Source organism: Rhizobium sp. 42MFCr.1 (assembly GCF_000377185.1).
Lineage (GTDB): Bacteria > Pseudomonadota > Alphaproteobacteria > Rhizobiales > Rhizobiaceae > Rhizobium > Rhizobium altiplani.
Genome location: NZ_KB897853.1, coordinates 1 through 23,002, shown reverse-complemented (window position 1 = coordinate 23,002; position 23,002 = coordinate 1). Strand labels below are relative to the sequence as shown.

Here is a 23,002-nt window from a genome sequence, read left to right as displayed (position 1 = left end):
AGACTAGCGTGGCTTTGTTTCCATCCCGTCAGGGGAAAGGGTAAAAATTTAGAGAACTGACCCGATTTCGGGTTTGCTCACGCTTTTTCGCGGTCGATCGCGCGCCAACCGATGTCGCGGCGGCAGAAGCCGTTGTCCCAGTCGACCTTGTCGAGGAGCGCATAGGCACGCGTCTGCGCCTCACCAACCGTCTTCCCAGTGGCGGTAACGTTCAGCACGCGGCCACCCGTTGCGACCAGCGCTCCGTCCTTGAGCGCTGTGCCGGCATGAAACACCTTGGCGCCCTCGCCCGCTTCCGGGACATGGCGGATCGGCGTGTCCTTGTCGTAGGAGCCCGGATAGCCCTCCGATGCCATGACGACCGTCAGGGCCGGATCATCCGTCCATTCGGCGGACACCTGATCGAGCGTCCCGGTGGCGGTGGCGTGGAGAAGCGGCAGAAGATCGCTCTTCAGACGCATCATCAGCACCTGGCACTCGGGATCGCCAAAGCGGACATTGTACTCGATAAGCTCGGGGCCCTTGGCGGTGATCATCAGGCCGGCAAAGAAGACGCCGGAGAAGGGATAGCCGCTCTCGGCCATGCCGCGCATGGTCGGCTCGATGATTTCCTTCATCGTGCGCTCGACCATCTCTTTGGTCATCACGGGCGCCGGGGAATAGGCGCCCATGCCGCCGGTATTCGGGCCGGTATCGCCCTCGCCCACCCGCTTGTGATCCTGGGCGGTTGCGAGCGGCAGGACATGCATGCCGTCGCAGAGGCAAAAGAAGCTCGCTTCCTCGCCATCGAGATAGGCTTCGATAACGACCTCGGCGCCAGCGGCACCGAAGGCACCCTCGAAGCAATCGTCGACGGCAGCAAGCGCCTCATCAACGGTCATGGCAACAGTCACACCCTTGCCGGCAGCAAGGCCATCCGCCTTGACGACGATCGGGGCGCCCTGCTGGCGAATATAGGCCTTCGCCTTCGGCGGGTTGTTGAAGCGCTGATAGGCGCCGGTCGGAATGTCGTAGCGGGCGCAGATATCCTTGGTGAAGCCCTTCGAACCCTCGAGCTGGGCTGCCGCTGCCGATGGGCCGAAGACTGCAAAGCCTACGGCGCGCAGCTTGTCAGCAATGCCGGCGACGAGCGGCGCTTCCGGGCCAACCACGACGAAGTCGATCGCCTTGTCCTTGCAGAAGGCAAGGATGGCATCATGATCGTCGACATTGACGGCAACCAGGGTCGCGTGGTCGGCAATGCCGGGATTGCCGGGCGCGGCGTAGAATTCCGTCATGAGAGGCGATTGCGCCAGCTTCCAGGCCAATGCGTGCTCGCGTCCGCCCGATCCGATCAACAGAACCTTCATGCCCGTCCCTTTCACGTTTCCGTCTGGCGGTTAAGGGGAGAGCGCCGAAAGGTCAAGCAGGAATGCTTGCCCCGAGGTCAAGCAGGAATACTTGCTACGTCAAGCACAGTCGCTTGCCGGGGGCTCAAGCAGGAATGATTGAGCAGGACGCCTTACCAGCCGCCGCCACCGCCACCACCACCGCCGCCGCCGGAAAAGCCGGAGGACGAGCCGCCGGAAAAGCCGGAGGACGAACTTGATGGCGGTGCCGGAATGGTGGAGGCGATCGTCGAGGCCATCGACGAAGAAAAGCCGCCGATGCGATCGGAGAAATTGCCGCTGCCAAAATTACCCGAATACCAGGAGGGAGCATAGGCCGCTGCAGCGGCACCCGCCGCCGCAGCAGCAAGCCATGTTTCAAACGCGCGCGACCAGGGCTTTTCGACGCGAAGCGCCACGGCATAGGGCAAGAGCTTCTCGAAATGCTGGGGCGACATCTCAGGCGCCCCAGCCATGTTCATGCGGTCCTTCTCGGCCAGCGTCATGTACTGGCGGAGACCGTCGATGCCATCCATCAGCTTGGCACCGAGCGGGGTCGGCGCACCCATGATGAAGACGTAGAGCAGGTTCAGGAGAATGATGCCGCCGATCGCAAACAGCATCGGCGTCTCATGCAACTCGACCAGCGACGACAACAGCGCCAAAGCCAGCGACGAAACGATGCTGAAGCCGATGAAGACAGCAATGGCGATCGCGATCACCGACATGATCTTCGCGCCGAGCGATCTGCCGGGGCGGAACGACTTGGCGAAGCCAGCGACGAACACCGAGATGAAGACGACGACGCCAATCGGAATGATCATCAGGGCGATCGCATCGGGTTCAAGCGTTCCGAAGACGAAGAGGGCCACCAATGAAGCGGCGCTGAGCGCTATGCCGCCGGTCGTGTAGCCAGCATTCGCGTTGTAGTACTTGCCGCGGTGCTCGCGCTCGATAGCTGCGCGGAAGCTGTCGCCGACCGATTTCACCTTCGTTCCGTTCGCTTCATCGATCGTCAGCGAGCCCTTGGCTCCGACTGCGTTAAGCAGGCTGGCTTCCCCTGCTTCCAGCTTCTCCTTGCCGACCGGCTTGTCGGTGCGGCGGATGACGATCGCGTTCTTGAGGTCCTCCAGCACGACAAAGCCGCGCACCGCGAGATTGAGGGCCGTTGCCGACAGCGCCGTCCAGCCCTGCCCGGAGAAGCCGCGATTGTCGATGTAGTTCACCAGCGCCGGCGAGATTCCATCAGGCGGATCCCAGCGCGGCACCAGCACGCCACGCGCCGGGTCACGGCCGACCTTCAGCCAGGAGCGCGTGTAATAGAGGAAGACCAGAATGAGACCGCCAAAGCCGAGGAAGTAATCGCGGTTGTCGCTGAGCCACCAGCGCCGCGCATCGTCAGCGCTCGGCGGATTGATCGAGCCCTTCGGCATCTTGACTGCGATCGTCAGCCCTTCGCCTGCGTTCAGCGCCCGGGTCGTCGAAAACAACAGTCGACTTCCGCCGCCTGAAATCTTTGCATTCCTGTCCGTCGCGCCCTGCGGGCCGGTGAAGAAAGCAGTATCGATCGAGCTGACGCCATCTGGAAGGTTCACCGTCGCCGTCGCCATCAGGATCGGGAAGATCCAACCATTGCCGGTTACGTTCCAGTAGAGTTCGTCGTGATCGTCGAAGTAGCGGATCTGGCGATTGGTGCGGTAGGTGAAGACATACTCGTGCCGGCCATAGCTCACGGTAACGTCTTCCGAGCCGGCATAGATGCGGATGCCGCCGCCGATGGATTCGGTGTGCCAGGGCTCGTCGCGGCCATCGCGCTTGACCGCGATGACGTCGAAATCGACTCGGCGGAGGCGGCCCTTTTCATCCTGATAAGTCAGCGGAAAATCGCGGAAGATGCCACGCCGAATGCGGTTGCCTTCGGCGGTAACTGATATCGTCTCCGTCACGGTCATCGCGCCGCTCTTCTCCAGCGCAATGTTTGACGCGAAGGCGTTGATCACCTCCGCAGCGATGGCGCCACGCGCCGCAAGCATCAGAAACAGAACGAAGCAAAGGCCGGAAAGCCGTCGGATCATCATACCCCTCGCCTGCGGCGTCCTGGCCGCGTCAGATAATGTCAGCTCTCATCGGCATAAGTCACGCCAAGCCCGGCCAGTGTCCGCCAATAGGCCGGGAAGGTCTTGCCGACGCAGTCCGGATCAAGGATCGTTATGCCCGCGATCTTCAGACCGGCGAGCGCAAAGCTCATGGCGATGCGGTGGTCGGCGAAGGTATCGATCTTGGCAGGCAGACGCTGTCCGGCGAGCGAGGGATCGGACTGGACAATCAGATCGTCGCCTTCCTCGTAAGCGAGACCCGGGCGGATCTGCGTCAGGCCGGTCGAGACGGCGCGGATGCGATCGCATTCCTTGACGCGCAGATTGGCGATGCCGACGAAGCGGACCGGCGTCTCATTGAAGGCGGCGAGCACAGCAAGGGTCGGAACCGCATCCTGCATCTGCGAGCCGTCGATAACCGCGGGAAGATGCGGGAACTGGGCGATCAGGTCATAGGCCTTCGCGTCCGGCTGCGTGAACGCGCCGTTTGCAACGCCGAGGTCGATCTTGCCTGATGTCAGCACCTCCGCAGCCCAGAGGTAGGTCGCGGCAGAGGCGTCGGGCTCGACCACGAAATCAGCTGCCGCGTAGCCGGTCGGCTCGACGCGCCAGGTCACCGCGCTCGTCTTCTCGACCTTGGCGCCGAAGGCGCGCATCGCCGCTGTGGTCAGATCGATGTAGCCGAGCGCGCCGATGTCCTCGCCTAGCAGTTCGATCGTCACCGCCCTGTCGCCGCCAGCAGCCATCATCAGCAGCGCCGAGACATATTGGCTCGACAGGCCGCCATCGATCTGGATGCGGCTCGCCTCAAAACGGCCAGTGCCCTTGACGGTGACCGGCGGGTAGCCGGTTTCGGTCGACGCGTCGATGCCGAGCGAACGCAGTGCATCGACCAGCGGACCGATCGGGCGCTTGCGCATGTGCTGGTCGCCGTCGACGACGACGGTGCCATCCACCAGGGCGGCAGCGGCCGTGAGGAAGCGCGTCGCCGTTCCGGCGTTGCCGAGGAAAAGCGGCACCTGCGGCGGCAGCAGCTTGCCGCTGCCCGTGACGACAAAGCTCGTATCATCCGGCTCTTCGATGATGACACCCATGGCGCGGAGAGCGTCGGCCATATAGCGCGTGTCGTCGCTCTTCAAAGCGCCGGTCAGGCGGCTCGTGCCCTTGGCGAGACCTGCCAGGAGCAGCGCGCGGTTGGTGATCGATTTCGAGCCGGGCGGGACGGCGCGACCTGTCAGCGGCTTGTCCGGCGGGATGATGGTGAGCTTGTCTTTACTCATTGCCTGTCTTTTCCGTCTTTGCGCGAGGGCCACATCAGGCCACGATCATGCCCTGCTCATAGCAGTTTTTACGCAAAGGCAAATGGCGGATATCAGAACTTTACGGTCGGAACGGCGCGATCCGCTTCGTTGGTGATCTCGAAATAGTCCCGCTTCTGGAACCCGAACTGGCCAGCGACAAGGTTGGAGGGGAAGCTTTCGACCTTGACATTCAGATCACGGGCGGCGCCATTGTAATAACGGCGGGCCATCTGGATTTCGCTTTCCATCGTCTCCAGCGAGGTCTGCAACTCGCGGAAATTCTCGTTTGCCTTCAGGTCGGGATAGGCTTCGGCGAGTGCCAGCAGACGTCCAAGCGCCTGGCCGAGCAGGCCTTCTGCCTGAGCGCGACCGGCGACGTCGCCCGTCGGAACCGATTGCGCCTTATTGCGGAGGGCAACGACCTCTTCGAGTGTCGTCTTCTCGTGGGCGGCATAGCCCTTGACCGTCTCGATCAGGTTCGGGATCAGGTCGGCGCGGCGCTTCAGCTGCACATCGATACCGGACCAGGCTTCCTCGGCCATCTGCCGCGCGCGAACAAGGCCGTTGTAGACAAAGACGGCATAGAGCGCGACCAGAACAGTAAGGCCAAGAATTACATACATTCGCGAATCCCCCGCAACGACCGAAAGTATGCCCGGAGACTATGCGGGTTACCGCAGATTGTCATCCCGCTTTCCGGCCCTCTTTCGGGGCAATCACTGGACGGGGGGTAGTGAAAAATCACGATACCGTCGCACCGGCCGAAGCCTCTGCACGTTGAACTAGTGTGCATACGCAAACTGCGACAAGGATCATTCAGACCATGAGCGCGTTTATTTTCCTGCTCAACATACTGGCCATCGCAACGTACTTCTTCGTCCACGCAAGGCTCGTCCGGTGGAACGCCGCGTCGAGATCAGAAGCGACGAGCGCCGCTGACTGCCGCTCTTCAAGCGGCGGTTTTCGCCAAGTTCACCCCACCCGCATCCGTCTGCAGGAAGGCCTCACCGCAGGCCTTCGCCAGCGTCCGCACACGCAGGATGTAGCTCTGACGCTCGGTAACCGAGATGACGCCGCGCGCATCCAGCAGATTGAAAACGTGTGACGCCTTGATGCACTGATCGTAAGCTGGGAAGACGCACTTGTGCAGCTTCTGATTATCGCTGTCGCCAGGAGCGCCGGCGGCGAGAAGCGCTTGGCATTCCTTTTCGGCATCGATGAAGTGGCGATGCAGCATTTCCGTATTGGCGTATTCGAAATTGTGGCGTGAATATTCCTGTTCGGCCTGTAGGAAGACATCGCCGTAGCTGATCTTCTCGTCGCCTTCGCGGCCGTTGAAGTTCAGGTCGTACACGTTGTCGACGCCCTGCACATACATCGCCAGACGCTCGAGACCATAGGTCAACTCGCCCGAGACGGGCGAGCATTCGATACCGCAGACCTGCTGGAAATAAGTAAACTGCGACACTTCCATGCCATCGCACCAGCATTCCCAGCCGAGACCCCAGGCACCGAGCGTCGGGCTTTCCCAGTCGTCCTCGACAAAACGGATGTCGTGCAGCAGCGGATCGAGGCCGATCGCAGCCAGCGAGCCGAGATAGAGCTCCTGCAGGTTCGACGGATTCGGCTTCAGGATGACCTGGTACTGATAATAGTGCTGCAGACGGTTCGGGTTCTCGCCGTAGCGGCCGTCCGACGGGCGGCGCGACGGCTGCACATAGGCGGCCTTCCACGGCTTGGGGCCGAGCGCGCGCAGCGTCGTTGCCGGGTGGAACGTGCCGGCACCGACCTCCATGTCGTAAGGCTGCAGCACCGCACAACCCTTGTCCGCCCAATAGTTATGGAGCGTGAGGATCAGCGCCTGGAACGAGCGCTTCGGGTTCATGTGGTCGGGAATTGCTGCAGACATGGAACGGCTTCCGAATTCGTACAAAAAGTGCGCGGACAGGTGCCACGCCGCGCCAGACGGGTCAAGGCTTTTGCGGCCCTACTCGTCCTCGTCCTTCTTCAGATGATATTCGCCGGTGACCGGATCCTTGACCAGCGTGCCGATGGCGCCCGTCTGGCGCTCCTTCTCGGCACGCCGGGATCGCTCGGCGAGCCGCTGTGCATCGGCAACGAAGCGGCGGTAGAGTAGCCAGGCTCCGACCACCAGCACGATGATGATTATCAGTTGCGGCATAATGCCAGCCTTTTATCCCTCAGAGCCCGTAGCGGCTCCACAATGCCTTCTCCTCGGCGGCCTCGACAAGTCCGGTCGCAAGGCCAGCTCCGGCGTCTTCCAAGTTGGCTGACGATATACCCGGAATGCGCCTTCCGAAAAGGCCGCGCGCGGGCATCACCAGCTCGAGCTTGGTTTTCGCCCCATAGCGACGCTTCAGCTCCTGCCGCATGTCGCCGAGCCCGTCGATCAGGCCGAGTTCGAGACCACGCGTGCCGGTCCAGAAAAGTCCGGAGAAGACCACTTCGTCGCTCTTCAGCTTTCCGGCGCGGCGTTCACGAACCATGGAGATGAAGACCTGATGAATCTCTAGCTGCAGGGTCTTCAGGTATTCGATGTCCTTTTCCTTCTCGGGCTGGAACGGATCAAGGATTACCTTGTTTTCCCCCGCCGTGTAGACGCGACGCTCTACGCCGATCTTCTTTAAGAGTTCGGGAAAGCCGAAGCCGCCGGAGACGACACCGATCGAGCCGACGATGGAGGTGGGGTCGGCAATGATTTCGTCGCCAGCAAGAGCGATCATGTAACCGCCGGATGCCGCAACATCCTCGACGAAGACGAGAACCTTCTTCTGCTTTTCACGCGCAAGATCGCGAATGCGCGCGAAGACGAGCCGCGACTGGACCGGGGAGCCGCCGGGTGAATTAAGCGAGATGGCGACCGCCGGCGCATCCTTGAAGCTGAAGGCCTTTTCGAGGACCTGTGAAGTTGCGGCGAGATTGAGGGTCGGCCGGAACTGGCTTCCGCCGCTCATGATCGGACCGTGAAGTCGAACGACGGGGATGACCACGCCTTCCTTGCGGAACCGCTTCGGAAGCAACCTCTTCAAAAATCCGGCCATTTTCCATCCTTTGCGACAAGATCAGCGAACGTCTTCCATGTATGCAACGGCGCGGCAAACGCAATGGCCGGCGCAGAAAACATCTGCCAGTTCAGAATTCTTGTTGCGAATGACTTGCATTATCATTCTAATCAGACATACTGGCCGCATTGATAGTAGGCGGACACTGCATGGACATCGTAAATCCGAACGCAAAGACCGGCTGGCGACACGAGCGCGAAGAGGCATCGCTTTCCGATGTCTACCGTTCCGTCCAGACGCACAAGCATGGCACACGTTGGCGCCGGATCGCTGCGTTCCTCGGACCCGGCTACATGGTGGCCGTCGGCTATATGGACCCCGGCAACTGGGCAACCTCGCTCGCCGGTGGATCGAAGTTCGGCTATGCGCTGCTGACCGTTGCTCTGCTGTCCAACCTAATGGCGATCGTTTTGCAGTCGCTCTGTGCGCGCCTTGCCATCGGTTCCGGTCGCGACCTCGCCCAGGCCTGCCGCGACGCCTTCCCGAAATATGTTTCCGTGCCGCTTTGGGCTTTTGCCGAAGTCGCCATCATCGCCACCGACATTGCCGAAGTGATCGGCACGGCGATCGGCCTCAATCTGCTTTTCGGAATCCCACTCGAGCTCGGTGTGCTTATCACGTCGCTCGACGTATTCCTCATTCTCTATCTGCAGAAGATCGGCTTCCGCTGGGTGGAAGCCTTCGTGATCGCTCTGCTCGGTATCATTGCGGTGTGCTTCGGGGTGCAAATCTTCCTTGCCGATCCGGAATGGGGCGCCGTGATCCGGGGCTTCTTCCCGACGACCGAGATCGTCTCCAACCCCGAGATGCTCTACCTCGCGCTCGGCATTCTCGGCGCCACGGTGATGCCGCACAATCTCTATCTGCATTCCGGCATCGTCCAGACCCGCGCTTACGGCCATTCGGTGCCGGAGAAGCGCGAGGCGCTGACCTACGCCACGATCGACTCGACCATAGCGTTGTGCTTTGCGCTGCTGATCAACGCATCGATCCTGATCCTTGCAGCAGCCGCCTTCCACGCCAACGGCAAGACGGATGTCGTGGAACTGGGCGAAGCATCTGCGCTGCTCTCGCCGCTGCTCGGCCTGGCAATCGCGCCAACGCTCTTCGGCATCGCCTTGCTCTGCTGCGGCCTGAATTCGACGGTGACGGCAACCCTTGCCGGCCAGATCGTCATGGAAGGCTTCTTGAAGATCCGGCTTCAGCCATGGGTTCGCCGCCTCATCACCCGCGCGATCGCCATCATTCCGGCCGCCTTCGTCACGATCTGGTATGGCGACCAAGGGACGGCGGAACTGCTGATCCTGACGCAGGTCGTGCTCAGCCTCCAGCTCTCCTTCGCCGTCTTCCCGCTGGTGATGTTTACCGCCAGCAAGGCGAAGATGGGTGCGCTGGTCGCCCCGCGCTGGCTGAGCGCCATCGCCTATGTGATCGCGGTCCTGATTGCCGGCCTGAACGTCAAGCTGCTGTTTGACTTCGTGACCGGCTAGCGCCTGGCATAGGCCGCCCGGCCATTGTTGAGATCGTCCACGAAGGGGGAGAATTTATGCGTCCCCTCCTCGTGCATGATGAGTGGCGCGCGCAGCGAAAGCCGCGCGCGCGATCCTTTTATCGCCGTGACGAGGATGCGCACGGCGTTCTCGCCTTCGCGCGGATGGATTGCGGTCACCTCGATGCCGCCGAAACGGCGTCCGCAGGCATCGATGATTTCGGCGATCGATTCCGGCTTCGCAATCAAGGACAATTGTCCGCCGGGGATCATGATCGCCCCGGCCGTCCGCACCCAGCTTGCGAACAGTCCGTCCGTCATCGCATGCGCCTCCGCCTTCAAGGCATCGGGCGTCCGGCGATCGCCTGCATCGTTGAACGGCGGGTTCATGATGACATGATGGAAGCTCTCATCGACAAGACCGGCTTCGTTTCGCGCCTTCGCCCTTAGCGTCACATCCGCCTCGACGACTGAAACGCGGCCGGCCACATGCGCATTGTCAGGCAGGAGGATGCTGCGGCGCGCATAGTCAGCCATCTCGCTCGAGCGCTCGAAGAGCACGACTTCCGCGGCCGGCAGCCGTGACGCGACGGCCAAGCCTGCAGCACCCGCGCCGGCACCGAGATCGGCAACCTTGATCGGACGATCGTCGGCGACGAGCGCTGCGAGCAGCATTGCATCCATGCCGGAGCGATGCCCCCTGCCCTTCGGCTGCACCACATGGAACAGCCCCCGGTGAAAGGCATCTATGGTCTCGGCAACATCTTCCGTCATCAAAAGCTCACTTCGGCATCCGCAGTTCGTCGCCGAGCCCGGCATCCACGAGAATGCGGCGCGCCCGATCCGCCTCGTCATCATCGACGAGAAGCCGGCGCGGCAGCATGCCGAGTGACCCTTCCAGAATGCTCATGCCCTGATCGGCGATGAAGCAGTGAATCCCCGCATCCTTCAGCAGACTTTCCGCAAAGGAGAGCAGTACGGGATCATTGGCGCGAATAAGTTCATGCATTTGCGGGAAAATCCCTTTCAAATTTGCGCGACGCGACAATTCACCCCTTGCCGCGCCAATCGCCCCTTTCTATTGTCGAACCCAATAATTTAACAGGAGTCCGGGTCGTTGGGCGTGGTCATACCGCTTGAAGAAAGCAAAAACAAACTGGCATCCGTCAAGCCGCTGGTCGATTTGACCAAGGCGGACATGCAACGGGTCAACCAGCTTATTCTCTCCAAGGCCGGTTCCGACGTCCAGATGATTCCTGAGGTGGCCAACCATCTCATCTCGTCCGGCGGCAAGCGTCTGCGCCCGATGCTGACTTTGGCCTCGGCTGCGCTGTTCGGCTACAAGGGCGAAAACCACATCAAGCTTGCGACATCGGTCGAGTTCATGCACACCGCGACGCTGCTGCATGACGATGTGGTCGACGAGAGCGACCTTCGCCGCGGCAAGTCCACGGCTCGCATGATCTGGGGCAACCAGGCCAGCGTGCTCGTCGGAGACTTCCTGCTCGGCCAGGCGTTCCGCATGATGGTCGAGGTCGGCTCGCTCGAAGCGCTCGACGTGCTCTCCTCGGCTGCCTGCGTGATCGCGGAAGGCGAAGTGCTGCAGCTCTCCGTCGCCAAGAACATGGAAACAACTGAGGACGACTACCTCGCCGTCATCCGCGCGAAGACGGCGGCATTGTTTGCCGCGGCTGCCGAAGTCGGCCCGATCGTCGCCGATGCCGGCAAATCCGGCCGCAACGCGCTGAAGTCCTACGGCATGAACCTCGGGCTGGCCTTCCAGCTGGTCGACGACGCGCTGGATTACGGCGGAAAGGCAGCCGATCTCGGCAAGAATGTCGGCGACGACTTCCGCGAGGGCAAGATCACGCTGCCTGTGATCCTGGCCTATCGCCGCGGCACCGAGGAAGAACGCGCCTTCTGGCGTCAGGCCATTGAAGGCGGCGAAAGCAGCGACCAGCATCTCGAAAAGGCACTTGGCCTGATTACCAAGTACGTCACGCTGAACGATACCATCGCCCGGGCGGTTCACTACGGCACGATCGCACGCGATGCGCTTGCGCCCCTTCCCGACACGGCATGGAAATCGGCCCTGATGGAAGTCATCGACTTTTGCATCGAGCGCGTCAATTAATCGACGGTCACTGATCGCGGGCTGATTTTATTGCAGGACCGCTTCAAAAAAGCCATCCTGTTGTGAGTCAGTCATTTCAACTGATTTGCAGTCGGACGAGGCCGGCTGCCACAAGAGAGGTTTTCTAATGCGGCAAAAACTTGCCATCCGTCTTCTTTCGAGCGCAGCCATGGCAGCGGTCATATCGCTGGCAGCGCTCGGCGGCGTGAATGCCGAAGAGACGGCCAAGAAGGACGATGCCGCGACAGTGATCTTCGATCCGGATAGCGTCACGAGCTTCTCCGGTGCGTTTTTGGCTGCCCGGACCGCCGATGTCGATCACGATTACGAGACGGCGATCGAACTCTACAAGAAGGCGCTGCAGATCGAGCCGGGAAATCCGGAAATCCGCCAGCGCCTGATGATCTCGCTGCTTTTGAACGGCGACATCCAGGACGGCGTGAAATACGCCAACGACCTGAAGGGTGATCCGACCGTCGAGCGCATCACGACCATCGTGCGCAGCATGGATGCCATTCGCCGTGGCGAATACAAGACGGCTGAATCCCTTCTGAAATATACCGGACCGAACGATCTCGACCGGATGATGAACGATCTGCTCGCCGCTTGGGCCCGCGTCGGCGCCGGCCGTGGCAAGGAAGCCCTCACCACGATCCAGAAGATGAAGGGACCGGATTGGGTCGGCATCTTCAAGTCATACAATGCCGGCGCGATCGCGATCGTGAACGGCGACATCAGGGCCGCTCGCCAGAACCTCAACGACGCCGTGCTCGACAAGGACGGCGGCGCGACCGCTCCTGATACCTTCATGCGCGCCGTCATCGCTCTTGCCCGGCTCGAAGCCTCACAGGGCAACAAGCAGAAGGCGCTCGACGCAATTTCCGTCGGCGACAACCTGCTGCCCAACTACGCGCCGCTCAAAGCGCTGCGCCAGAGCATCGAAAAGGGCGAGAAGCAGGAGCAGCAGATCCAGACGGCCAAGCAGGGTGCTGCCGGCGTGCTCTTCTCCATCGGTGGCGCGCTGAACCGCGACGGCGCCGAGGATATTGTTTCGCTCTACCTGCAGACCGCCAAGACGCTGGATCCCGATAGCGCCGATACGCTCGTCATGCTCGGTGGCATTGCCGAGAAACAGGAGCAGATGGACCGCGCCATCGCGCTCTACCAGCAGGTACCCGAGAACTCGCCGATGCGCCGCATCTCCGAGCTTCAGCTCGGCCTTGCACTTGCACAGGGCGGTAAGGTGGATGAGGCACGCAAGCACCTTCAGAACCTGATTGCGTCCGATCCGAACGACGTTCGCAGCTATCTCGCCTATGGCAGCGTGCTGTCGGACGTGAAGGATTACGCCGCGATGGCCGAAAACTACGACAAGGCTGTCGAAGTTATCGGCCCACTGCCGGGCAAGGGCGCGTGGACTGTCTTCTTCCAGCGTGGCATTGCCTATGAGCGCCTGAAGAAATGGGACCAGGCCGAGCCGAATTTCCGCAAGGCGCTGGAGCTCAACCCGGATCAGCCGCAGGTTCTAAACTACCTTGGCTACTCGTGGATCGACATGAACCGGAACCTCGACGAGGGGCTGGCGATGATCAAGAAGGCGGTCGACCTGCGTCCCGACGATGGCTACATCATCGACTCTCTCGGCTGGGCCTATTTCCGGCTGAACCGCTTCGCCGAAGCGGTTGAGGAGTTGGAGAAGGCTGCGCAGATCAAGGCCGGCGACGCGACGATCAACGACCATCTGGGCGATGCCTATTGGCGCGTCGGACGCAAGCTCGAAGCCGTCTACCAGTGGAACCGCGCGCTCGGCTCCGACCCTGAGGCATCCGAGATCCCGAAGATCAAGGACAAGATCGCCAACGGCCTGCCGCAGGATACAGACAACTCCAAGGCTGCGGACAAGAAACAGCCTGACCCGGCGCCGATCCAACCGAAGCCTACCGATAAGAAGTCCTGATCGGCGATGCCAGAGGCGAGTATGGGCGATGACGTGACGGTCATCGAGGACGCTCCGGCAAAAATCAATCTGGCCCTGCATGTGACGGGCCAGAGATCCGATGGCTACCATCGGCTCGACATGCTCGTGACCTTCACCAAACATGGTGACCGGCTGGGCTTTGCGCTGGCGGATAAAGATGAATTCGTGATCTCCGGGCGTTTTGCCGAGGCGCTTGACGACAGCCGCGACGACAACCTCGTCCTGAAGGCTCGGGACTTTATGCGCGAGGCGATCGCTCGCGAGGGCGGCTCCGCTCCCGCCGTCCGCATCCATCTCCAAAAGAACCTGCCGATTGCCTCCGGTATCGGCGGCGGCTCGGCCGACGCGGCGGCTACGCTTCGCGGTCTGATGCGGCTCTGGAATGTCTCGCTTCTGAACGCGACCATCGAGGCAATCGCCATTCGACTTGGCGCCGACGTGCCTATGTGCCTGGCGAGCAGACCGCTGATCGCCAGGGGCATTGGCGAGCAAATCGTGCCTGTCGACGACATGCCGGCCTTTGCCATGGTGCTGGCAAACCCGTTGAAAGGCGTATCAACGCCCGAGGTTTTCCGAAGGCTGACGAACAAGGCCAATCCGCCGCTCGACATGACGCCGCGTTTCAACTGGGTCGAGGCGATACGCGCTACGCGCAATGACCTTGAGCCGGTCGCTCGCGACCTGCTGCCCGAAATTGCCGAGATCTCGACGATGCTCAAGAAGCAGGGCGCATCTTTCGTTCGCATGTCTGGTTCCGGTGCGACCTGCTACGGTATCTTCCCTACGCTTGCGGCGGCGGAAGACGCCGCCGCCGCGCTTCACAGCGAACGGCCGGACTGGTATTTCGAAGCCACGGAAACGACTGCGGGAGGTCATGATGCCGGGTTTGGATGAAACGCGTCCCTTCATTCCTGTCGGCATTGCCGTGCTGACGGTCTCGGATACACGCACGCTTGCCGATGACCGCTCCGGCGATACGCTGGCCGCCAGAATCAAGGAGGCGGGGCACCGGCTGGTCGACCGCGCGATCGTCCCCGATGATCGGCAGGCGATCGCTTCCCGCGTGAAGGCGTGGACCGAACGCTACGATATCGACGTCGTCATCACCACGGGGGGAACCGGCTTTACCGGCCGCGACGTCACCCCGGAAGCTCTGGAGCCGCTCTTCGAGAAGAGGATGGATGGCTTTTCGGAAGTGTTCCACCGTATCTCCTACGACAAGATCGGCACCTCGACGATCCAGTCCCGCGCCACGGCGGGCGTTGCCAACGCGACCTTCATCTTCGCGCTGCCGGGCTCGCCTGGCGCCTGCAAGGACGCCTGGGACGGCATATTGAAATCCCAGTTCGACTACCGCCACATGCCCTGCAATTTCGTGGAGATCATGCCGCGCCTCGATGAGCACCTGAAGCGCGGCGCCGGCAAGTAACGGACTGCTTCGGCAGGCGACCGTCTGCCGCTCTATGCCCCTATGCCCGGCAGAGCAGGCATCGTATCCCAGCTATCACCCGACAGCAGGATGCAGCTTACGCCGTGAACATCCGTGATGAGCAGCGTCCACGTGCCGCTCTGCGCGGCGTAGACCTCAAGCATGGCGTTCTGGTTGATCAGCCCGACCGCCGTCAGTCTCTCGGCAAAATTCTTGTCGAGGAAATTGACGACCTCGGATCGGCCTGCGCAACTGCGCATCATCTGCGATGCTGCCGAATGCGGATGCGCGATCATCGATGTCGTCAATATGACGGCCGCTATCAGGCCGCGGATCATATTGCGTTTCATGACGCACCTCCTTTTGCCGGAAACCGGCAGAAGAGGAGACTTCCGCTGACCTGTTCTGCCGCCTGCCGGCATTCCATGGTCGACCGTCACGAAGCGAGGCGCTCGGGCGGCGCCATGATGGAATTATAGCGCAAAATTGTATCGGGCGCCAATTATCGCATGGGCGGCACGTGCAGCAGCGCCCTACCCTACTATCGCGCCGCGCGCGCGACCCAGGATGGAATCAGCTCGCTGCTGAGCTTGCGCAGCTTTTGCCCCTTCGCGAATTCCGCGAGACGCATTCCGCTTCTTGCGGCAGTGATCGCCTGCGTCTTCGAAAGGAGAAGCCCAAGCTCCAGCGGCGACGAAGCACGACCGATACGCTGCAGGAAAGGCCGCCGGTATCCACGCGACGCGGTGAACCGCGCCGGCAGCTTGTTGAGGGCCATATACTCAGCAATCTCATCGATCCACCCGGTCTGCGGTCGCGCCCCCGGTTCCACGAAAAGGAGCCAATCGCCTCGCGCCGAATGCACTATATCCTTGATATCCCATTGTGAATGAAAGCGGCAGCCGGCGGCGTCGGCCACCCTCGACGTTCCATCCCGCGAGTCGTGGTCCAGCACCACGACGTCGCTGACGAGCCCCTCCACTGCGCCTGCAACCAACACCGATAACGTCTGCGCCAGTTCCGGTTCCTGATCCTGGCATTCCAGTACAACTGTCAACATTGCCTATTCATAGAGCGCCGCACAAAACTTTGCCAGCGACACTTTCCTCATTTTGTTCTTGCATTGTTCTCTTTTTGCCGATAGGAATTTAATCATCAAAACGGATGGAAGCAAAGCTTCCGCCAGCGGAGAATCCGATGAATGAGCAGTCCCTTGCAGGGCAGGCCGCATTCGCGCCTGCCCATACGGCAGATATTGCCGATACGATGATCGTATCTGCCGGCCTGCGGATCGATGTCGACCGCCGCCGTGGGCGTGCGGCCGGGCTTAATCCGAGCGGGCGCTTTGAGCCTCTGCGCCGGGAAGCGTTCGACGATGGCTGGCAGAACCTTGAGGATCTGCCGCCGTTCAAGACCGACGTGCAGATCGAGAAGCCGCGAACGGTCATCACCCGCAACGAGTCGCCGGACATTCCCTTCGACCGCTCGATCAATCCCTATCGCGGCTGCGAGCATGGCTGCATTTACTGCTTCGCGCGGCCGACGCATGCCTATATGGGCCTTTCGGCCGGTCTGGACTTCGAAGCCAAGCTGTTTGCCAAGCCGGATGCGGCGAAACTCCTGGAGCGAGAATTGGCGAAGCCTGGTTACAAGCCGCGGGTGATCGCGATCGGCACCAACACCGATCCCTACCAGCCGATCGAAAAGGAATGGCGCATTATGCGGCAGATCCTTGAGGTGCTCGAAAAGGCGAACCATCCGGTTTCGATCGTAACCAAGTCGGCAATGATCCTGCGCGACCTCGACATTCTCTCGGCGATGGCGGAGAGGAACATTGTCCGCGTTTCACTGTCGGTGACGACGCTCGACCGAAAGCTGGCGCGGACTATGGAGCCCCGCGCCTCGACGCCGACGCGCCGGCTGGAGGCCATCCGCGCACTCTCCGACGCAGGCATCCAGACATCGGTCCTGGCTGCCCCGATGATTCCGGCGCTCAACGACCATGAGCTTGAGCGAATTCTGGATGCGGCGCACGCGGCGGGTGCCACCGAGGCGGGTTATGTCATCCTGCGTCTCCCGCTCGAGGTGTCGCCGCTGTTTCGCGACTGGCTGCTGCAGAACTATCCCGACCGCTATCGTCACGTCATGTCGCTGGTCCGCTCGATGCGCGGCGGAAAGGATTACGATGCTGAGTTCGGCAAGCGAATGAAGGGCGCCGGACCCTATGCCTGGCAGATTGCGCGCCGTTTCGAAATGGCGACGAAACGGCTGGGCATGACCCGGCGCAGCATGCGGCTGCGGGACGACCTGTTCGTTCCGCCCGATGGCAGCGGCGTCCAGCTCTCGCTGCTCTGACATTTCAGCTTCGCGGATGGTCGCCCTGCCCTTCCGCGCTGGAGTCCCCGGCCCGCCGCCCTGATCCGGGGACTTGCAGGAAATCGGGTTGGCGTGCGAGGGTCAGCTGCATGAGCCGTCGCACGTCACCCGATTCTCCCATGCTTTTCGAAGATGTCCCCCTCGTGCCGGATTTCCGGCTGGAGCTGAAGGCGCGCAAGGCCGGTCACTGGCCGGTTGCAGGTGCCGATGAGGCCGGACGGGGACCGCTGGCCGGTCCCGTCGTGGCGGCAGCCGTCATTCTCGATCCGAAACGCATTCCTGAAGGCCTGAACGATTCCAAGCAGCTCTCGGCCCTGAGGCGCGAAGAGCTTTTCGTTCAGATTCTCGCAACCGCGACCGTCTCGATCGCCTCTTCAAGTTCGACGCGCATCGATGAGACCGATATCCGCAAGGCCAGTCTGGATGCCATGCGCCGCGCCATCTGCGGCCTGTCGACACCAGCTAGCTTTGTCCTGACCGATGGGCTTGACGTTCCGCCTGGGCTCGCCTGCCCCGGCCAGGCAGTCGTGAAGGGTGATGCGCGCTCCGTCTCGATCGCCGCCGCATCGATCGTCGCCAAGGTGACGCGCGACCGGATGATGGCGCGCGCCGACAGCACCTTTCCGGCTTACGGCTTTGCCGCGCATGCCGGCTATGGCACCGCGCAACATAGGGCCGGTATCGAGAAGCACGGTCCCTGCTCGCTGCACAGGATGACCTTCAGCCCGCTGAAGAAGGTGCAGTGTATCGAGCTCGACAGCGATTGATCCCGTCCGCGACTTACCATTACAGCTCCAAATCGGCATAGGGGGCGATCGATGTGATCGCACCCCTGCCACACCACCCGGCATGCGGGTCCGCACCGGGCGGTTCGAGAGATTGAGGTTAGACGAGCCTGGGCATTCCAAGTTGGTCAGCCCATCTAATGGTGAGGGTGGCGTTAAGGAGCTTGCCGCTGTTGCGCCACCAGCGACCGGCATTTGCTGCCACTTGCGAGATCTCCCCATATGTGAACGGCTCCCACTTGCAAGGGTTTTTACAGATAATTTTGATCGGATCGCTTCCTCCCCACGGTTGGTCACCCTGCCGCAGTTGCGCTTCACTTCGCTCGCTGTGACCAGCTTACGGTGGGACTTCCACCCACAAGAATGCGCCCATGCTGGGCGCACAACAAAAGAGCCCGGCATCAGCCGGGCTCTTAAGTACTTGGCGCTCAGCTTAGTTGAGGCGGCTCTTGACCTGACCGACCGCGTCGCTGAAGAGTTCGGACCGAACCTTCGTGTCGGCCTTCTTTGCCAGAACATTTTCGGCAGCAGCGATTGCCAGATCGACGGCAGCGGAACGCACCGCCTTCATCGCATCGGCTTCCGCCTGCTTGATCTTCTGCTCGGAAACCGTCGTGCGGTTTGCGACGAATTCTTCCGTCTTCTTCTTGGCTTCGGCGGTCAGCATTTCGGCCTCGCGCTCGGCTGCAGCAACGATGTGTGCAGCTTCAGCTTCGGCTTCCTTACGCTTGCGCTGATATTCGGCCAGCAGGTGCTGGGCTTCCTCGCGCAGGCGCTTGGCTTCCGAGAGCTCGTTGCGGATCTGATCGGCGCGGTCGTCCAGCGACTTGGCCATCATGCCCGGAACCTTGAGGTAAACAACCAGCGCCAGGAACAGGACAAGGCCGACAAATGCGAAGAATGTTGCGTCGAATGCAAATTCCATCGATCAAGCCCCCTTCTTGATATCAGCGACTGCGGCGGCAACATCTGCCTTTGCCGAGGTGCCGATCAGCTGCTCTACGACAGCCGTTGCTGTTTCTTCGGCGATGGTGCCGACGTCAGCGAATGCCTTCGCCTTAATGTCTGCGATGCGACCTTCGGCAGCCTTGAGCTTTTCGGCCAGACCTGCTTCCACGGCCTTGCGGTCGGCTTCCGCCTTCAGCTTGGCAGCGTCGCGGGCGGCTGTGCCGATCGCGTTCGACTTGGCGCGCGCGGCGGCCAATTCGGCTTCGTAAGCGGCAACATCGGCGTCCGCTTCCGCCTTCAGGCGGCCTGCCTCATCGAGGTCCTGCGAGATGCGGTTGTGACGCTGCTCGAGGATATTGCCGATGCGCGGCGCGATGACCTTTTGCATGAGCACGAAGAAGACGACAAACGTAATTGCCAGCCAAAGCAGCTGCGAAGCGTAGGTCGTCGAATCGAAAGGCGGAAACACGCCGCCACCATGATGCTCGGCTGGTACGCCGGTCTCGGTGTGGACATCGCCTGCTGCCGGGGCGGCATGCGTGTCTGTACCGGTTGCTGCACCAGTTTCTGCGGTTCCCGCCGGGGCCTCTTCGGCGTAAGCCGGGGTCACAAAAAACATGCTCACCTCCAGGTGTACTGCAAATGCAAAGGATCACGGCATGCGGACTGCAGGCCGTGATCCTTCAATGCGCCTGTATTAAACGGCGAAGAGCAGGAGGAGAGCGACGAGCAGCGAGAAGATGCCCAGAGCTTCCGTAACGGCGAAGCCGAAAACCAGACGGCCGAACTGGCTGTCAGCAGCAGACGGGTTGCGCAGAGCGCCGGACAGGTAGCTGCCGAAGATGTTGCCGAGGCCGAGAGCCGTACCGGCCATACCAAAGCAAGCCAGACCTGCACCGATGAACTTTGCTGCTTCCGCTTCCATGTTGAACTCCTTTGAAATGGTTGTGTTGCGGCGAAATTGACTGACGCCGGAGGGACGTCAATGTCGGTATCCCTTAGTGGCCACCCGGATGGATCGCGTCATTGAGGTACATGCATGTCAGCACCGCAAAGACGTAAGCCTGGAGGAAGGCGACGAGGAACTCGAGACCGGTCAGGGCGACCGTCATAATCAGGGGAAGAACGGCTCCACCAACACCGACCGCACCCAGCGCTCCAAGCGAGGCAACGAAGCCTGCGAACACCTTCAGGGTGATGTGACCAGCCAACATATTGGCGAAAAGACGAACAGAGAGCGAAATCGGGCGGGACAGGAAGGAAATGATTTCGATCGACACAACAAGGGGCAGAAGAATGCCAGGAACGCCTTGCGGGACAAAAACATTCAGGAAGTGGAAGCCGTGCTTATAAAAGCCGTAGACGAGAACCGTGCCGATAACGAGCAGCGCTAGCGCGAAGGTGACGATGATCTGGCTGGTGACCGTAAAGAAGTACGGGAACATGCCGAGCAGGTTTGCCGTCAACACGAACATGAAGAGCGAGAAGACCAATGGGAAGAACTTCATCCCCTTGGATCCGGCGCCTTCCTTCAGCATGTTGGCGATGAACTCGTAGGACATCTCCGCAACCGACTGTGAGCGGCCCGGCACGATCGCCCGGTTGGACGTCGAGAAATACAGGAAGCCGGCGGCAACGGCAGCGGACGCCACCATGAAGAGCGATGCATTCGTAAACGAGAAATCAATTCCGCCGACTTCGATCGGCACAATCTTCTGGATCAGGAACTGATGGGTCGGATCGTTAGACACCGCTTGTTCTCTCTATCTTTAGCCCGCGCGAGACGGGATTATTGCACTGGATCGAACGCCGGAGAGCGCCCTGCCCTATTTTCCGCCATCCTGGCGCTCGGTAGGATCCGGTTTTGCAACCTTCCCCGCAGCGCGCAGAACGTTCAATACGCCGGCACAAAACCCAAGAAGAAGAAGAACGATCAATCCCCAAGGCGCCGTGCCGACAAAACGGTCGAGGAGATAGCCAAGAACGGCGCCTACGACGATAGCGGAGATGAACTCGCTCGAAAGCTTCATCGCCTGGGCATAACCTTTGCGGCTTGCCTCGGCGCTGGCTTCGATAGCCTCTTCCTTCCCCGCTTCTACGCGCTTGGTTGCGAGTTTCGCTTCCAATTGCGCACGGCGCTTCTCAAGACTTTCCTCGCGGTCTTCCGCCATGGTGCTCTCCTCCGCCAGCCGCTGTCCGCGATCCCGCTACCCCGGTTTTCCGGACAACGACCCCAAGGTTTGAGAACCTTTCGGCCCGTTTTGAAGTCGCGCGCAACATAGTTTTAGCAAAAAGCATAGTCAAGGCGTGAGCGGTGGATGTCCAGCCATAAAATAGGCGATAAAAAACATGGGCTTAGGCCGATCTTGGCGCACTTATCCAAAATCGACCGAAAGAATCCGCTTTCCTGTGCTGCCAAGAGACGCAAAATCGCGTCAGGATTGGCTTTTTCCTCAGCTCCAACCGCCGCCATAGGTGCGATAGAAGACGTGCAGGCCGATGCGGCCGACCTTTTCCATGGTCTTTGCCCATTTCGGACGAACATAGACGGCATGGTAGTGCGTGGCGGAGCCAACCTGCGGGAGCCAGATCTTGCCGGCGGTGACCGCCATCGCGAGTTCGCGGGCGATTCTCCAGTGATACTGCGAGTTCACCCGGTCCTTGATGTTGTCGCAGGCAAAGGAGAACTGGCATCGGTTGCGCCAATCCTCGTTCTGGTAGACGACGCCGCAGATCGTCTTCGGGTAGGCCGGATTGCGGACGCGATTGAGAATGACCTGCGCGACGGCGGCCTGCCCCTTCACCGTTTCGCCACGCGCTTCGAAATAGATGCCGGATGCCAGGCACTGCTGCTCGGCCGCCGAAAACACCGAGGGCGCCAAGATGCTTGCGGCCCAGGCGTGATCCCGCGGGCCGATCTGCGGCACGAAGCGGCCGTCGTCGGCCTTGTCGGTGAGAATCGAATCGAACGGCGACTGACGGGAGTAGTCGGGAGCGGACGGCGCATAGGCCGTCGCCAGCACGTCAGCCTTTGCGTTGGTCACGAGACCAGCCAGCATGGGCGAGACGCCGCGGTCCGGCTTGGGCGGTTCCTTCTTATAGAAATTGGTCGCGATCTGGATTTCCTTGCCCTTGATCTTCGGCTTCACGAAGGCGGATTTGTCCTTCAGGTCGAAGGTGGGCTGAAAGAGCAGGCCCGTTCGCTGGAGAATGGACCCGGCGGAAAAGTCCTTCGGCGGCTGCACCGTTTCGACAGCAACGACGCGGCCTTTCTTGGCCGGGCGATTGACGCGGTCCTCGTCCGACGTCGCCTCGTGTCCCTTGTCCTTCGCCATGAATGCGACCTTGCGGCCGTCGGGCAAAACCATGCCGGCCCCGGCAGCAATCGTGCCCGTGACTACGGGATCGGCAAAGGTCAGCTCAGCCTGATGGATCGAACCTGCCGGCGAATTGGTTAGAACCATGCGCCAGTTTTCCCTACCCTGGTCGAGGCCGGCAAGCAGAGCCGCGAGGTCGGCATGCGACGCCATCGTCGGTGACATCAGCCACCCGCAAACGCCGAAGAGCGCGGGTGAACTCCAATTTTGAAGCAAGAGGCGCAGCTTGCCGCGGGAAGGGCTATTTCGACGCAACGCGAGACTCCGGCATGAGACGCATGAACATGCCGTTGAAAATGTCTCATTAACCTTGATGCTTGGTTAATGCCGAGGCCCTGCTGAGACGAAAGATTAGCGCGAGGGAAAAATAAAAAAGCAACGGTGTTAGGCGTCAATCACCGTTGCTCGATAGTCTCTCATTTTGGCATTGAGGATTATGATCATCCTTCGCATGACCGCGACGAGAGCGACCTTTCCGGGCTTTCCTTTCGCTTTCAGTCGTTCGAAGATGGCCTTCATGGCTGGATCGAAGCGGATGGCGGGCAAGGCGGCGATGTAAAGGGCGTCGCGCACTGGTTTGCGGCCGCCGGCAATCATCCTCTTGCCACGCATCAGGCCACTGTCGCGATTGATAGGGGC

Annotated in this window: 25 protein-coding genes; 7 read left to right on the top strand and 18 right to left on the bottom strand. The window is 61.1% G+C overall.

The window, feature by feature from the left end:
• Positions 1-77: 77 nt before the first annotated feature.
• The 7 genes from purD to C934_RS0125170 all read right to left on the bottom strand — a co-directional run bounded on the left by purD (position 78) and on the right by C934_RS0125170 (position 7,826).
• Positions 78-1,349, bottom strand: coding sequence for a phosphoribosylamine--glycine ligase (purD, locus tag C934_RS0125200; RefSeq protein WP_018859336.1), 1,272 nt, complete (start codon positions 1,347-1,349; stop codon positions 78-80).
• A 152-nt stretch (positions 1,350-1,501) separates the two neighbouring features.
• Positions 1,502-3,442 (bottom strand): DUF2207 domain-containing protein, encoded by a 1,941-nt coding sequence (locus C934_RS0125195; protein WP_026372069.1) that lies wholly within the window; start codon positions 3,440-3,442, stop codon positions 1,502-1,504.
• Positions 3,443-3,483: 41 nt separating this feature from the next.
• On the bottom strand, positions 3,484-4,743 hold the full coding sequence (aroA, locus tag C934_RS0125190) for a 3-phosphoshikimate 1-carboxyvinyltransferase (protein WP_018859334.1): 1,260 nt from the start codon (positions 4,741-4,743) through the stop codon (positions 3,484-3,486).
• A 92-nt stretch (positions 4,744-4,835) separates the two neighbouring features.
• Entirely contained in the window at positions 4,836-5,387 is a 552-nt protein-coding gene (locus C934_RS0125185) for a LemA family protein (protein WP_018859333.1), read from the bottom strand.
• A 326-nt stretch (positions 5,388-5,713) separates the two neighbouring features.
• Positions 5,714-6,673, bottom strand: coding sequence for a glycine--tRNA ligase subunit alpha (locus C934_RS0125180; RefSeq protein ID WP_018859332.1), 960 nt, complete (start codon positions 6,671-6,673; stop codon positions 5,714-5,716).
• A 78-nt stretch (positions 6,674-6,751) separates the two neighbouring features.
• The gene (locus tag C934_RS0125175; protein ID WP_018116661.1) at positions 6,752-6,946 is read right to left on the bottom strand and encodes a membrane protein; all 195 of its coding nucleotides are present in this window, start codon (positions 6,944-6,946) and stop codon (positions 6,752-6,754) included.
• 19 nt (positions 6,947-6,965) lie between these two features.
• The gene (locus tag C934_RS0125170; RefSeq protein WP_018859331.1) at positions 6,966-7,826 is read right to left on the bottom strand and encodes a S49 family peptidase; all 861 of its coding nucleotides are present in this window, start codon (positions 7,824-7,826) and stop codon (positions 6,966-6,968) included.
• Positions 7,827-7,996: 170 nt separating this feature from the next.
• Here C934_RS0125170 and C934_RS0125160 point away from each other — a divergent pair, with 170 nt between their 5' ends.
• Positions 7,997-9,337 (top strand): Nramp family divalent metal transporter, encoded by a 1,341-nt coding sequence (locus C934_RS0125160; RefSeq protein WP_018859329.1) that lies wholly within the window; start codon positions 7,997-7,999, stop codon positions 9,335-9,337.
• Here C934_RS0125160 and C934_RS0125155 read toward each other — a convergent pair.
• The gene (locus C934_RS0125155) at positions 9,334-10,110 is read right to left on the bottom strand and encodes a tRNA1(Val) (adenine(37)-N6)-methyltransferase (RefSeq protein WP_018859328.1); all 777 of its coding nucleotides are present in this window, start codon (positions 10,108-10,110) and stop codon (positions 9,334-9,336) included. The two genes, C934_RS0125160 and C934_RS0125155, sit on opposite strands and share 4 nt — an antisense overlap.
• A gap of 7 nt (positions 10,111-10,117) precedes the next feature.
• On the bottom strand, positions 10,118-10,345 hold the full coding sequence (locus tag C934_RS0125150) for a putative signal transducing protein (protein WP_018859327.1): 228 nt from the start codon (positions 10,343-10,345) through the stop codon (positions 10,118-10,120).
• Positions 10,346-10,453: 108 nt separating this feature from the next.
• Between C934_RS0125150 and C934_RS0125145 the strand changes: the two genes are divergently transcribed.
• From C934_RS0125145 to moaB, 4 genes are all read left to right on the top strand, one after another.
• Positions 10,454-11,470: a polyprenyl synthetase family protein gene (locus tag C934_RS0125145; protein ID WP_018859326.1), complete on the top strand. Its 1,017-nt coding sequence runs from the start codon at positions 10,454-10,456 to the stop codon at positions 11,468-11,470.
• A gap of 127 nt (positions 11,471-11,597) precedes the next feature.
• Positions 11,598-13,427 (top strand): tetratricopeptide repeat protein, encoded by a 1,830-nt coding sequence (locus tag C934_RS0125140; protein WP_018859325.1) that lies wholly within the window; start codon positions 11,598-11,600, stop codon positions 13,425-13,427.
• A 6-nt stretch (positions 13,428-13,433) separates the two neighbouring features.
• A complete protein-coding gene (locus C934_RS0125135) occupies positions 13,434-14,342 on the top strand; it encodes a 4-(cytidine 5'-diphospho)-2-C-methyl-D-erythritol kinase (RefSeq protein ID WP_051085620.1) in 909 nt (302 codons plus the stop codon).
• Entirely contained in the window at positions 14,326-14,877 is a 552-nt protein-coding gene (gene moaB, locus C934_RS0125130) for a molybdenum cofactor biosynthesis protein B (protein ID WP_018859323.1), read from the top strand. Before C934_RS0125135 ends, moaB begins: the two co-directional genes overlap by 17 nt.
• Positions 14,878-14,909: 32 nt before the next feature.
• Here moaB and C934_RS0125125 read toward each other — a convergent pair whose 3' ends face one another.
• Together C934_RS0125125 and C934_RS0125120 are read right to left on the bottom strand one after the other, a co-directional pair.
• The gene (locus C934_RS0125125) at positions 14,910-15,227 is read right to left on the bottom strand and encodes a hypothetical protein (protein ID WP_018859322.1); all 318 of its coding nucleotides are present in this window, start codon (positions 15,225-15,227) and stop codon (positions 14,910-14,912) included.
• Positions 15,228-15,418: 191 nt separating this feature from the next.
• Positions 15,419-15,937, bottom strand: coding sequence for a glycosyl transferase (locus C934_RS0125120; RefSeq protein ID WP_018859321.1), 519 nt, complete (start codon positions 15,935-15,937; stop codon positions 15,419-15,421).
• A gap of 137 nt (positions 15,938-16,074) precedes the next feature.
• On the opposite strand from C934_RS0125120, the gene C934_RS0125115 reads away from it, so the two are divergent.
• Positions 16,075-17,232 carry a PA0069 family radical SAM protein gene (locus C934_RS0125115; protein ID WP_026372068.1) on the top strand — a complete coding sequence of 386 codons (1,158 nt, stop codon included), beginning with the start codon at positions 16,075-16,077 and terminating at the stop codon, positions 17,230-17,232.
• A gap of 110 nt (positions 17,233-17,342) precedes the next feature.
• Positions 17,343-18,020, top strand: a complete 678-nt coding sequence (locus C934_RS0125110) for a ribonuclease HII (RefSeq protein ID WP_018859319.1) — start codon at positions 17,343-17,345, stop codon at positions 18,018-18,020.
• A gap of 451 nt (positions 18,021-18,471) precedes the next feature.
• On the opposite strand, the gene C934_RS0125105 is transcribed toward C934_RS0125110, so the two are convergent.
• The 7 genes from C934_RS0125105 to C934_RS0125075 form a co-directional block, all read right to left on the bottom strand.
• On the bottom strand, positions 18,472-18,963 hold the full coding sequence (locus tag C934_RS0125105) for a F0F1 ATP synthase subunit B (RefSeq protein WP_018859318.1): 492 nt from the start codon (positions 18,961-18,963) through the stop codon (positions 18,472-18,474).
• A 3-nt stretch (positions 18,964-18,966) separates the two neighbouring features.
• Positions 18,967-19,605, bottom strand: a complete 639-nt coding sequence (locus C934_RS0125100) for a F0F1 ATP synthase subunit B (RefSeq protein ID WP_018859317.1) — start codon at positions 19,603-19,605, stop codon at positions 18,967-18,969.
• A 78-nt stretch (positions 19,606-19,683) separates the two neighbouring features.
• The gene (locus C934_RS0125095; protein WP_003588243.1) at positions 19,684-19,911 is read right to left on the bottom strand and encodes a F0F1 ATP synthase subunit C; all 228 of its coding nucleotides are present in this window, start codon (positions 19,909-19,911) and stop codon (positions 19,684-19,686) included.
• A 73-nt stretch (positions 19,912-19,984) separates the two neighbouring features.
• Entirely contained in the window at positions 19,985-20,737 is a 753-nt protein-coding gene (locus C934_RS0125090; protein ID WP_018859316.1) for a F0F1 ATP synthase subunit A, read from the bottom strand.
• A gap of 75 nt (positions 20,738-20,812) precedes the next feature.
• Positions 20,813-21,157, bottom strand: a complete 345-nt coding sequence (locus C934_RS0125085; RefSeq protein WP_018859315.1) for an AtpZ/AtpI family protein — start codon at positions 21,155-21,157, stop codon at positions 20,813-20,815.
• 282 nt (positions 21,158-21,439) lie between these two features.
• Positions 21,440-22,618: a cell wall hydrolase gene (locus C934_RS0125080; RefSeq protein ID WP_026372067.1), complete on the bottom strand. Its 1,179-nt coding sequence runs from the start codon at positions 22,616-22,618 to the stop codon at positions 21,440-21,442.
• A 129-nt stretch (positions 22,619-22,747) separates the two neighbouring features.
• Positions 22,748-23,002 (bottom strand): transposase (locus C934_RS0125075; protein WP_018859313.1); only part of this gene is annotated, 255 nt, incomplete at its 5' end.